Raw genomic sequence first — 11,332 nt, 5'->3', positions numbered from 1 at the left:
GAAGCGGCTTTGTGATATCCTGAAGATTGAGTTATCAATTGACTATCACTACATGGCAGGCAAGGGCCTTGGTGCACCGGCGAAGTGGTTGTATTTGCCCAGGAGCCGCCCAATCCGGTAGGTGATGGGGATGATTACCCTCCGCACAAACGGGGGGATGACCAGCATGTCGTACTCACTGGCGTAGCGCGTCAGCAGGTAGGCGGCGTCGAAGGGTTCGGGTTGCACACTGCCCGATTTGCGCTGGGCGGCGTAGATGGCCGAGAGATAATAAACAATGGAGTTGGCGGGCTTAATCCAGCCGGTGCAGGTCAGGGTGTCGGTACCCGCGTTCCAAAACCGGTGGGCCACGCCGCGCTCGAACAGCACGGTGTCGCCCTCACCGGCAAACTGCTCGGCCTGGCCCAGTACCTGATAGCCGATCCGGCCGCTGACCACCGTCAGCGATTCGTCCTGCTGCCAGTGTACGTGCATGGGCGGGCCACTGCCGGGCGCTACCTGGTTGTCGACAAGCAGCCGGTCACCGTCTGGTTCGTGGAGTAACTGCTTGAAAATGAGCGTTTCGCCTGTACCGTTGTCAATGCTATGGGGGAAGGTAAAGTTCATGGTATTTGCTGCGTTTTAGGGGGTGATTAACTGGATCAAAGGTCAACCACCAACAGCCCGACATCAACGGCAACCTGGCTGAACCGGAAAAACCTGCCCATGAAGCGACCTGATTTTGTAGTTTTGACTAACACCCAACCCTGTACTACCATGAAACAACTGCTACCTACCCGTTATCTGGCCTTGCTGCAAGTTGTCGTTATTCCTTTTTTCCTCGGCACCTTCAACTGGATTCTGATTGGCGATGCGTACTGGCACAACTGGACAACGTTTGGGTGGGCTACGGGCGTTGTCATCGCCCTGGCCGTCTGTAATTTCATCATAAACGGCGCGACAGTCGGTCAGCTACGTGGGGCCACCACGCCATCAGACCCCTATATACAGTTGCTAATGAGGCAGTTCATCGTTACCGCTACCGGCTCATCGCTGGTGTTTGGGCTGGCCTTTTTCATCTATCAGTGGATCGACCTGCCCGGTTTTGTACCACAGTTGAGCCGACTGGGATTCGGGGTGCTCTTCACTATTCTGACCGACGCCATCGTGACGGTCTCTTACGAAAGTGTACATAACTTCAGCTACTGGCAGCAGTCGAAACAGGAGGTCGAGACGCTGAGCAAAGCCCAGCTTCAGGCGCAGCTCGACGCCCTGCGCCAGCAGGTGAACCCCCACTTTCTCTTCAACAGCCTCAACGCACTCAGTGCCCTCATCGAGGAAAATCCCAAGCAGGCCGGGGCTTATGCCGACGAGCTAAGCACGGTCTATCGTTACCTGCTGCGGGCCAACGAAACACCCCTGGTCACCCTGACCGCTGAACTGAACTTTATTGACTCCTACTACCACCTGCTCAAGACCCGCCACGGCGACGCCCTTACCCTGGAAAGGCGCATACTGCCCGGCACCGAAACCCGCCAAATCCCCCCGCTCACGCTGCAACTGCTGCTGGAAAACGCCGTGAAGCACAACGTCATTTTGCCCGAACAGCCGCTCACCATTGTGCTCAGCACCGACGAGACTAATCGCCTGGTTATGAGCAACAACATACAGCGAAAGCCCACCCGTGCGCTGAGCAACGGGGTGGGCCTGAGCAATATTCTAAGCAAGTACCAGATGCTGGATCAGCCCGCCCCCACCATCGAAGACGACGGGCGTGAGTTTCGCGTTACGTTGCCGCTGGTGTGAGCAGGGCTAGCGACTTCCATATAGAGTTGCGGCAAAAAATGCTCGAAATTGCCCACTTCTTCAATGTTGTGTTTGAGCCAGGCGTGGCCCATGTCGCGGCTGAACAGGAAGCGGTGTAAGAGTGGGTTCAGGACATACTTGCCGAACGCACTTTCTGCCCCGACCTGCATCCGCGACCGGTATAATGTACCGCCCGGTGCGGCCTCAAACCAGTGTTGCAGGCTGAATACCTCCTGCCCGACCTCTTGCCGAACAAGCCGGATTCCTTCCACGTCCAGCTTCACAACCGTTTCAACGCTGTCTACGTAGTGGGCCGTATTACGCCCAAAGGCTTCTACGATGCGAAAACGAGAACCTACCTGCGCGGTACCATCCGGGCCGGGGTTAGTCATCGACCAGCAGACGTGATCGAGCGGATGCCAAACCCGGTAGCGGGGGTAGGCATCGCCCTGATACGTCATGGTGCCACCGATGTGCCGGAACCACCACAGCAACATGGCCGGAGTTACGCCCCGAATCAGGTCATGCTCAATAGTCAGTTCGTAGCTACCAAATGGCAGGATCCTGAAGGCCGTTCGGGCTGAGGTGAGGGGCTTCATGGCCCACTGAATGGGCAGAGGAGGGGGCAGTTGGCGGTTCATTGGTCGGCGATTTAGTCTCCTGGGGTTGATTAGTAGCCCATTACCACGACGTGGGCAGGAACGTGCTGACGTTTTCATCGGCCCTGTTGAAGCGCACAACAATAGTCGGCTTGCCGTTGCTGCCGGTCTTTAGTTCGTAGTAGTACGTTTGTACTTTCATCTCCGACTTTTCCATGCTGCGGTCAATGTTTCTGCTGGGAACGCATGAATAAAATCCGCGATACTTCCCCTCGGTTGGCGTGCAGGTGAACGACCCGTCGGCTTCACTGAATTTCACAATGCCTTTCTCGTAGGTAAAGGCTTCGGTGCGGCAACTGTAGTCCCGCGCTGATGAGACAAAATATTTCTCATACGTGCCGTTGGCTTTAAAGTCGAACACCACGGCCAGTTCAAAAGGCTTACCGGCATACGTGCCGTTATACGTCCAGAAGTCGGCCATTGAGAAGGAGCCGTACATCCATTTGCCCACGACAGCAGTGGGTAGGCTGCCACCCGGATTGGAGCCGGGCTGTACGTCGGCAGCGCCATCTTTTTTGCAGCTTGTGGTGATCAGCACAAAGCCGAGCAGGAAGAAAAATACCGTTTTCATGATAACAAAGAAGTTTTTGTGAGGCACCGTGCGGTGCGTTGTTGTTTACGGTGGTAAAGTTGGGGAGGCGTTGGGCCGTGGGAAATGAGCAAGCCTATGAAACGGAAAAAGCCGCTTATGAAGCGGCTTTGTGTGCTACCGGACGTACGCGCTGAGGTGTAGGTAGTGGTTTGAGTGAGGCTTCTAAGCCGTAAGCAGCGCGTTTTCTTCCTGGTGCATGAGTGGCAGGCTCACCACAAACCACCCGGCCGTTTCGCTGATGGCAAGTTGCCCATAGTTCGTCAGTTTGTAGCGCATGGCCAGGTTGGTCAGGCCCGACCCGGCCGTGGCCACGCGCAGGGTTTTGCGTTGCAGGGTGTTAGCCACAAACAGCCGCCCCCCTTCGGTGTAGATACGGATGCGGAGCGGCTGTTCGGGCAAAATAACGTTGTAGCGAATGGCATTCTCGATCAGCGTCTGCAACGTCAGCGGTACAAGGTACGCCTGCTCCTGCGAGGCATCTACGGCCACGTCCAGCTGTAGCCCGGCCTCATAGCGGGCCTGCAACAGGTGGCTATAGGCCCGCACAAACGCCAGTTCTTCGCCGAGTGTCGCAGACGGTTGGTTGCTGGCCTGCAACAGGTAGCGGAATACGGTGGTCAGCTCGTCCAGAAACAGCTCGGCACGGTCCGTGTCGTCGGCAATCAGGGCGGAAAGTGAATTGAGACTGTTGAACAAAAAATGAGGGTTTACCTGGTGTTGCAGCGACAAGATCTGGCTTTGCAACGACGCGTTTTCCAGCGCGCTGGCTTCTACGGTTTCGCGCCGCCACTGCCGCAGAATATACCAGCCTTCGTAGACGGTGAAGTAAATGAAGTGGTAAAAGAGCTGGATACCAATGGTGCGGCTCAACTCAACCGCGCTGCCGAAGTACAGGAATTGCCCATCCACCAGAAACCGCGTTGTGTGGCGCAGGAACCAGGCCAGACAGACCAGCACCGGCAGGCAGGCCAACAGCCACAGCAGCCGTGTGCGCGTGTTGGGCAGGCCCGGATACCGCGCCTGAACCTGCAACGCCACCCAGCGGGCAATCTGCCAGCACACCAGCCCCCAAAACAGGGCAATAGGGTCGTTGATGAGCAGTTTGTTGAGGGGGAGGGTCAGATACCAGTCGAGCCGGAAAAAGATGCCCACAAACAGGTATATCCCAAGTGGCCCCAGCAGGCGCAGGCGCGTGTCGTTGAGGGGCTTCATGGTTCGTTGACCGGGGCGGGTTGGGTGGTCAGCAACGGCAGTTTTACCACAAACTGCTCCGCGTCTTCACAGATACCAATGTCGCATGACCCCAGCAGCCGGTACTTTGTGGCAATAGTGGTCAGGCCAACCTTTGTGGAGTGCACGGCGGTGTTTTTCCGTTGCAGGTTGTTCTGGATGACCAGTTGGGGTCCGCCTTCGGTCAGGATGGCCACGCGCAACGGGCTGTCGGGCAGGATGACGTTGTGTTTTACGGCATTCTCGATCAGCAGTTGCAGCGTCAGCGGCGGAATCTGGTGGTTCAGGTACCGGCTGTCGACATCAATATGCAGGTCGATACCCCGGCCATAGCGAATCTTCAGCAACTCGAAATACGACCGGATAAACTGTAATTCCTGCTCTAAGGTCGTGAGTTCGGGGGTGCCCTCGCTGTGGTTGTTGGTCCGCAGCACGTAGCGGTACACGCTGCTGAGTTCATCAACAAAGGCTTCGGCCTGCCGGGGGTTTTCCTGAATCAGCATCGACAGCGAGTTTAGGCTATTGAACAAAAAGTGCGGGTTCAGTTGGGTACGTAGCTGATTCAGCTGGTGGGTCAGGCGTTTTTTTTTCAACTGCTCGTTGTGGCTATATGTCTGCCGCCACGCCTGCAACACGTAGCCCCCCTCGTAGACAACGTAATACACGCCATGGTAAAAAAGCTGAATCCCCAGGCTATAGGTATACTGTGGCAGGGGCACCACAAACGTATCGTCTGTTGCCAGGAGCACATAACACAACCGCCGCAAGGCCCAGGCAGCATTGGCCAGCATGGGCAACAACAGGGCCATCCAGCGCAACCGCCGACGGGTGTTGGGGAGACCGGGATAGCGGGCTTGCAACCGCAGAACCGTCCAGCGGGCTACTTCCCAACAAACGTAGCCCGCTATCAGGCTGATCAGGTCCGAAATAGCCAGATCCCTGAGTGATAATTCGAAGTACCAGTTCAGCCGAAAAAAGAGCGTACCGATCAGAAACAGCACGAACGGGCCGTAGATGCGTAGCTGTTGATCGTTGAAGGTGCCCACGGTCAGGTAGTTAGGATGACGACAAAAATACAAGTGCCGATGTAAAATAGGCACGTATGAAGCCAACCAGCTAGCAGTCGGCAATAACATACGGCAAAAGCCCACGCAGGCGTTGAGCAATGCGTGGGCTTAAGATACATCCGGTACGTTTGTTGAGCAGCACCCAGTTTTCGCAGTATAAGGCATCGTTGTCTACTTCATGGCGAATGCCAGTGAATAAGCATTTTTCGCCGAAACAGTGCCTGATGGTGTGTGGCAACGGATGTGTCATAGTACTTAACGTAGTGTAGGCAACGCAGTTAGCCACTCCCCGGCAAACTGTCGGGCGGCCATCGTCGGGGTTTTGCCCAGGCGGAAGAGTAGTTTCCACGCGCCGGGCTTACGCTCGTAGGCCGGGTTCACGAAGTACTGTTTCGACCCGCTAGCGTAGAGCTTGGCGCCAAAATCAACCTCATCGCAGAGGGCTACAAAGGCCTGTAGCTGCTTCCGAAGCGGTGGGCGCACATCGCTGGCGGCGGCGAGGGCGGCTTTTTGTTTGCGGTACTCCGCGTTATGGATTTTGGCATCGGCAAGTTCCTGATTGGCGTTTGCCTCATACTGCTTGCCGCCTTTGCGAAACCGCCCTTCCTGATACGCCACGTACTGTTTTTTGAACTCGGCGGGCTTGCCGGCATTGGCCGCGAGCATGCGCTTTAGGTCGGCTACTTCCTGAGTAAGCTGGGTACGTTCGGCACCGGTGGCGGCTGCGGCCTGCGCTTCGAATTGGGGCACCTGCGCCTTCATCATGGTGTAGAACATGACGGGGTCGACGGCGCTCATCGTTTGGCGGAGGGCGGCAGACTGCGCGTCGACTGCCTCATCGACCATGCCCACTTCGGCTTCGCGCTGAGCAATGTTGGAGTCGCTGTAGGTTTCGTTAACGGCATACTGCCCACTCAGCGACTGTCGGTACGCCTGCCTAAACGCGTCTGACTCCACGTAGGTACGTACCACCTGGCCGAGAGCCCGTACCGTGGCAGCCTGCGCGTCGGTGGGAATACGCCGGGCCATCCGGCGCATCAGGGCGGTAGGTTCAACGTAGAACGAGCCGTCAGCTTTGAGGTTGGTCAGGGCGGCTTCCTCGATGTTGGCCATCGTAACGCCGGTGTCGGTCAGTACGTCGGTGGAGCGCAGGGCTACCAGCGAAGTGGCGAGCGCGGCCACGAGGGCCAGGGAAGTAAGGGGCTTGGTCATGGGGATGTTGTTTACTGTTCGTTGGACCAAAAATGGCGCGCAACCCGGCCCTGGCACAGACCCAGTCCGATGAACCGGTATTTTAGGTTGGTGGAGCGGTGCAAAACCCCTTTTCGGCGACGGACGCGTGGTCCGCGTGGCGCTGCCGTTAGTGCATGCTGCAACGGCGGGTATGGCGTAGCTTTTATGGTAAAGCGCTGGCACATAGAAAGGGATATTGACCGCTTCAGCGTTGAAAACTTCCGGTTCATCCATCCAGCCGATACGGCTCGAATCGGCCCCCTGCATCTTTGCTTCGTCAGCCGGGAGGTCCGGCCCTTACACCATTTTTTAGTCTTAAAACAACAACACAATGAACACAGCAACAGTACCCGTTACCAAACCAGCCACTTCGCTCGGCAAATCGTTCTGGTATCATGGCTCACTCGTCACCGTCCTGATCGACGGGAGCCAGACCGGGGGACGCTACGCCCAATTGGCCATGACCGTGCAACCCGGCTGCGAACCGCCTGCCCACACCCACACCCGCGAAGACGAAACGTTTTACCTGCTCGAAGGGACCATCCGGTTCACCATCGGCGAACACGTCTTCACGGCCAACGCAGGCGACTATGTCTGTATGCCCAAGAACATTCAGCATACGTTTGAGGTACTTTCGCCCGTTGCTAAAACCGTCATGACCATTGCACCGGCCGGGTTTGAAAACTACTTCCAAACCCCCGGCCTTGCCGAACCGGCCACGTCGCTGACGCTTCCACCCGTGCCGCAGGGGCCACCACCCGCCGAAGCCATCGAAGCCATGCTTACACTGCTCGACGAGCAATACGCCATCAAGATGTAATGCACTTCCGCCCATAAACAGAACAGGCAGACCATCTGGTCTGCCTGTTCTGTTTATGGGCGGAAGGTAAGCTGTTTGAGTGGGTGAGCCGACAAATGCCACGGGTAGGCTACCGGTAGCCGATATCGGTCACCGCGTCGAAAAAATGGGCATTCAAGGCCCGTAACGTATCAGGTTGTGTGTAGCCCCAGCTGACGCCACCAAAGGCTATCCCCTCAGACCGGGCTGCTTCGTAATCCCGAACCTCATCGCCGATGCACAACACCGCTGACGAACTGACTCCAGCCCGTCGGATCACCTGACGGAAAGCACGCGCTTTGCCAAAAAGGGCCGTGCCACACTGATACTGACTAACCAGTGCCGCCAATTCCGGCCCCAATACCTGCCGAACGTTGGCTTCGCTGTTCGAGCTGACAATAGCCACTTGCTTGTGCGCGTCAATGGCTCTTCGTAACAGGTCAGGTACGCCCTCAAATAGACTGACCTCAGCCAGGCCGCGCGTCATGAGCCGACGAACCGAGTAGGCGACCAACGGCACTTTCCAGGCCGAGATGCGCAGTTGCTGCATCAGTTGCCGGGAGCCTAACGATCGCAATTGATCGAGTTCGGCTGGGTTCATGGGTTTGATGCCGTACCGATCAGCCACGGCGTTAAACGACCGCACAAACAGCGGAAAGGAGTCGGCCAATGTACCGTCGAAGTCGAAAATAAGGAGTTGATACGGTGTTGTCATTGACTCAGGGCAGGGTGTACCTGCCCGTTGGCTGCTGTTTCAGTGTCAGAATCGTGCCATGTTGCGGGGTACGTGTGGGGCGTCGCATGCATTGCCTAGAACTTGCCGGGTGTGGCGTCCCAGAAGACCTGAAGCTCATTTTTCCACTCATGTGACTTATCGAAGTCGTAGTGCAGGTAGCTGTAGGTGCCCGTTTCGCGCAGGGACGATTTACCACCCTTAAGCGTGTTGCCGCTAAACAGCAGCGGGAAGCGTTCGCTGCTGAATTCACTCGGAAAGCTAACCGTATGGGGCCGATTGCTATTGACCGTATAGCCGTTGCAATTGGTCGACACGTGACTGGAGGGCACGGCATCTTTAGCCTCGTAGGTGAAACTGACGGCAAACCCTTTCCCCGGCAACTGACTGAGCGACACGTTGAAATACTGCTTATCGGCGGGGTCTGACCCGTAAGTCAGGTCGATGTCGCCCGCGCTTTTGGTCCAGACTTCTTTTTCCGTACCGCAGAATTCGGCATTGTTCATGACTGAAAATCCTTCGCCGTCGGCTGTCCAGTGCACATACGACTTCATGGCGACGGTGTTGCGTGACGCTTCATCATAGATGGGTGTCAGGCCGGGCGGAACGGGCGAGGCGTCGCCCCGAATGCGCAGGTAAATGGTGCTGGTTTGGTTCAGGCTCTGAATGGGGCGGGCACACAGGTGTTTAAGCCGCATGGCCACGGTCCATTCGTTGAGAAGATGGGGTTCGGTGATGGCCCCCGACGCTGTTTTCACCCGTACCGGTCCCGACGAGCCGGGGCCGATCATGGGAATCCGGCAGACGATGATATTGTCGCCCCAAAGGCCAATATCTTGTGGATCAATGGCTTGTCCGTTGACGGTGACGCCCGATTTGGCTTTGTCCTGCGCCCCAAACTGGCTGCCGTAGATAATCAGTTCACTATCCCGCCCGTTGGGACCGGTCTTCTCGGCTACCTGCACATAAGCAATCTCAAACGCCGCCAGGGTGATGTTCGACACCAGTATGGCCTGCTCCCTGAAGCCCTTCAGCTCCAGGCTAACAGCCACCGTAGTCGATTTCAGGATTTGCCCCGGCGCCGTATACGTGGCCTCTGCCCCGCCCGGCGCGTTGAGCGACCCCGCCCCCGCCAGCGACCATTTTTTAATGTACTTGGCTGGCAGTGGATGCGGATCCCCCACGGGGTAGCCGTCTTTGTACTCAGCAATAATCGGGATCACCAGCCCCTCGGCATCCAGGGCCACCGGTGCATATTGTAGAGCTTCCAGCTTTACCTGCTGCTTCGCACCCACCCGCGCTGTAATGGGTGATAGCGTCATCCATTGCAGATAAACCCAATCGCTGAAATGAGTAGTCTGCACCGTTAGCTTGTGGGTATTGGCGTCGACAGCTTTTTGGCCCACAAACCGCCAGATGCCTTTACTGTCCTGGTAGGCCATGCCCAGCGCCTGCGGCAGCGAGACGCTGTCTTTCTGGGCGCTGTAATTGATGGTGAGTTGCACAGGTTTGGCGAAGGTGGTACCGTGGGGCGTCAGCCGCCAGCCATCGCCGATACCACCGGGGCAGGTGCTGGTGATAGGTTCAATGCCTACTTCGGTGAGGGCCGTGAGCGCCCCGGCGGGTACGGTGATCGTAAGCGCCCCGTCTGCCGACTGTAGGTTGCCCCCGGCAGGGCCAATCTTTTTGGTCACCGGATCACCCAGCGACTCACCCACGGGTTGTTCGATGCCCTGCACCGGGCCACCATCCTGACCGGGGGCTACCGGGTCCAGGTCATGTTTACACGAAAAAAGGGACAGGGTAATGGCTGCCAGCAGGGTGTAGAGGAAGGTTTTCATGAAGTATGTGTTGTTTACTGTTCGCCACGTCATCGGGCTGGTGCCTCAAAATTGACCACTGCCCAACTCGGACCCAGCGACAAAGCTGGTGAAACGGAAAAAGCCGTTGTTAAAACGGAATAGGGATTGGCGGGGGTGGTTGGCGCACCTCCCTACTTCTGCGCCAGTTGCATTTCGGCGGTTTTTTTGGCAATGTCGTTGTTGATTTTGGGCACCGTTTTCAGGTATTCATAAATGGCACCCACCTCCCGGTCCGACAAGGCCATTTTGGGGGCCATCGGGTAGCGCAGGATGCTGCCATCGGGCCGCACACCGCCTTTCACGGCCTGGATAAATTGCGCTTTGGTGTATCTCCTGGCAATGCCCGTCTGCTCGTCGAAGGTCAGGTTAGGCGTGATGATTTTTTGCCCCTTTTCACCCACCAACTCAATCCCTCCGCCGTAGTAGCCTTCGGTTTTTTCGGTCTGCACCTTGTCCTGCTTAATCAGGTCGCCGGAGTGGCAGGCATAGCAGTCGCCGAAGGCGTCGGCGGTGTATTTACCCAAGGCTACCAGATCGTTGGTGTCGGGCTTGGCAATGAATGAGGGCGGGTAAGGCAGCGGCTTAATCATGGTGTGGGTGAGTAGTGTCGACACGAAGCTCAACTCCGACGATTGCGGCTCTCGTTTGGATGCCTGCACCGGAAACCGGTCTGACTTCAGCCACGCTACTACGGCCATTAGGTCTTCGTCGGCCAGGTTGGGGTACTGTGGCATGATGAAGGCATAAGAACCGTCTTTGCGGATACCCGTGCGCAGGAAGTAGAGCAGTTCGCCGTCGGTCCAGTTACCGATGCCTTTTTCTTTGTCCTGCGTAATATTTTTGGTGTAGATAGTGCCAAACATGGGTGGCACGTCGTCCATGTGCTTGCCTGTGAGACGGTTATCTTTGTCGGCATGGCAGGCCATGCATTGAATCTGGGCGATGACCTCGCCGCGCGCTACTCGTTCAGGCGTGACAGCAACATTGATTTTTGGAACGCTGGGCGGGTCGTAGGTAGGTACGCCCACGGCGGCAACGTATCCGCAGAAACCGGCCAGCAGCAGCACTACGCCACCCAGCACGAGGCCGAGGATTTTGATGACTTTTTTCATGACTGTGAATTGATTAGAAGAGAAAAAGAGGTTGGTGTGGTCTGAATAGGCTGACCGTGACAAAGTTGCCCGCCTGCCTGTCTCCACTCAAGACCAGGTCGGCTGAAACGGAAAAAGCCGCCTGTGAAGCGGCTTTTTGTTTGGGCTGAAGGGAGTGTATTCAGGGTGTAACACCCGCACCCTGGCCTGTGTCTCCACAGGCCTACGCTTGCGCCAGCCAT

At 56.9% G+C, this 11,332-nt stretch carries 11 protein-coding genes; 2 read left to right on the top strand and 9 right to left on the bottom strand.

Features of this window, described 5'->3' with window-relative positions:
- Positions 1-48: 48 nt before the first annotated feature.
- On the bottom strand, positions 49-606 hold the full coding sequence (locus J2I48_RS04610; protein WP_207334230.1) for a cupin domain-containing protein: 558 nt from the start codon (positions 604-606) through the stop codon (positions 49-51).
- 150 nt (positions 607-756) lie between these two features.
- Between J2I48_RS04610 and J2I48_RS04605 the strand changes: the two genes are divergently transcribed.
- Positions 757-1,785 carry a sensor histidine kinase gene (locus tag J2I48_RS04605; RefSeq protein ID WP_207334229.1) on the top strand — a complete coding sequence of 343 codons (1,029 nt, stop codon included), beginning with the start codon at positions 757-759 and terminating at the stop codon, positions 1,783-1,785.
- Here the strand turns inward: J2I48_RS04605 and J2I48_RS04600 are convergent.
- From J2I48_RS04600 to J2I48_RS04580, 5 genes are all read right to left on the bottom strand, one after another.
- Entirely contained in the window at positions 1,722-2,426 is a 705-nt protein-coding gene (locus J2I48_RS04600; protein WP_207334228.1) for a DAPG hydrolase family protein, read from the bottom strand. The two genes, J2I48_RS04605 and J2I48_RS04600, sit on opposite strands and share 64 nt — an antisense overlap.
- 40 nt (positions 2,427-2,466) lie before the next feature.
- A complete protein-coding gene (locus tag J2I48_RS04595; protein ID WP_207334227.1) occupies positions 2,467-3,015 on the bottom strand; it encodes a hypothetical protein in 549 nt (182 codons plus the stop codon).
- Between the two features lie 183 nt (positions 3,016-3,198).
- Positions 3,199-4,248 carry a sensor histidine kinase gene (locus J2I48_RS04590; RefSeq protein ID WP_207334226.1) on the bottom strand — a complete coding sequence of 350 codons (1,050 nt, stop codon included), beginning with the start codon at positions 4,246-4,248 and terminating at the stop codon, positions 3,199-3,201.
- Positions 4,245-5,312 (bottom strand): sensor histidine kinase, encoded by a 1,068-nt coding sequence (locus tag J2I48_RS04585; protein WP_207334225.1) that lies wholly within the window; start codon positions 5,310-5,312, stop codon positions 4,245-4,247. Before J2I48_RS04585 ends, J2I48_RS04590 begins: the two co-directional genes overlap by 4 nt.
- 276 nt (positions 5,313-5,588) lie before the next feature.
- A complete protein-coding gene (locus J2I48_RS04580) occupies positions 5,589-6,545 on the bottom strand; it encodes a hypothetical protein (RefSeq protein ID WP_207334224.1) in 957 nt (318 codons plus the stop codon).
- A 352-nt stretch (positions 6,546-6,897) separates the two neighbouring features.
- On the opposite strand from J2I48_RS04580, the gene J2I48_RS04575 reads away from it, so the two are divergent.
- Positions 6,898-7,386, top strand: a complete 489-nt coding sequence (locus tag J2I48_RS04575; protein ID WP_207334223.1) for a cupin domain-containing protein — start codon at positions 6,898-6,900, stop codon at positions 7,384-7,386.
- Between the two features lie 109 nt (positions 7,387-7,495).
- On the opposite strand, the gene J2I48_RS04570 is transcribed toward J2I48_RS04575, so the two are convergent.
- The 3 genes from J2I48_RS04570 to J2I48_RS04560 form a co-directional block, all read right to left on the bottom strand.
- Positions 7,496-8,119, bottom strand: a complete 624-nt coding sequence (locus tag J2I48_RS04570) for an HAD hydrolase-like protein (protein WP_207334222.1) — start codon at positions 8,117-8,119, stop codon at positions 7,496-7,498.
- Between the two features lie 95 nt (positions 8,120-8,214).
- Positions 8,215-9,978, bottom strand: a complete 1,764-nt coding sequence (locus J2I48_RS04565) for an IPT/TIG domain-containing protein (RefSeq protein ID WP_207334221.1) — start codon at positions 9,976-9,978, stop codon at positions 8,215-8,217.
- Between the two features lie 152 nt (positions 9,979-10,130).
- Positions 10,131-11,111 (bottom strand): c-type cytochrome, encoded by a 981-nt coding sequence (locus tag J2I48_RS04560; RefSeq protein ID WP_207334220.1) that lies wholly within the window; start codon positions 11,109-11,111, stop codon positions 10,131-10,133.
- Positions 11,112-11,332 lie beyond the last annotated feature (221 nt).

Origin of the sequence: Fibrella aquatilis, from assembly GCF_017353255.1 — a bacterium.
Taxonomy (GTDB): Bacteria; Bacteroidota; Bacteroidia; order Cytophagales; family Spirosomataceae; genus Fibrella; species Fibrella aquatilis.
Note: the sequence above shows the minus strand (reverse complement) of the source record. Positions and strands in the feature narration are given on the sequence as shown.

Bases quoted from the DNA above. Each gene is read 5' to 3' on its own strand.
- J2I48_RS04560 (WP_207334220.1), bottom strand. From the start codon at position 11,111: ATGAAAAAAGTCATCAAAATCCTCGGCCTCGTGCTGGGTGGCGTAGTG.
- J2I48_RS04575 (WP_207334223.1), top strand. From the start codon at position 6,898: ATGAACACAGCAACAGTACCCGTTACCAAACCAGCCACTTCGCTCGGC.
- J2I48_RS04610 (WP_207334230.1), bottom strand. From the start codon at position 606: ATGAACTTTACCTTCCCCCATAGCATTGACAACGGTACAGGCGAAACG.
- J2I48_RS04580 (WP_207334224.1), bottom strand. From the start codon at position 6,545: ATGACCAAGCCCCTTACTTCCCTGGCCCTCGTGGCCGCGCTCGCCACT.
- J2I48_RS04590 (WP_207334226.1), bottom strand. From the start codon at position 4,248: ATGAAGCCCCTCAACGACACGCGCCTGCGCCTGCTGGGGCCACTTGGG.
- J2I48_RS04595 (WP_207334227.1), bottom strand. From the start codon at position 3,015: ATGAAAACGGTATTTTTCTTCCTGCTCGGCTTTGTGCTGATCACCACA.
- J2I48_RS04600 (WP_207334228.1), bottom strand. From the start codon at position 2,426: ATGAACCGCCAACTGCCCCCTCCTCTGCCCATTCAGTGGGCCATGAAG.
- J2I48_RS04570 (WP_207334222.1), bottom strand. From the start codon at position 8,119: ATGACAACACCGTATCAACTCCTTATTTTCGACTTCGACGGTACATTG.
- J2I48_RS04565 (WP_207334221.1), bottom strand. From the start codon at position 9,978: ATGAAAACCTTCCTCTACACCCTGCTGGCAGCCATTACCCTGTCCCTT.
- J2I48_RS04605 (WP_207334229.1), top strand. From the start codon at position 757: ATGAAACAACTGCTACCTACCCGTTATCTGGCCTTGCTGCAAGTTGTC.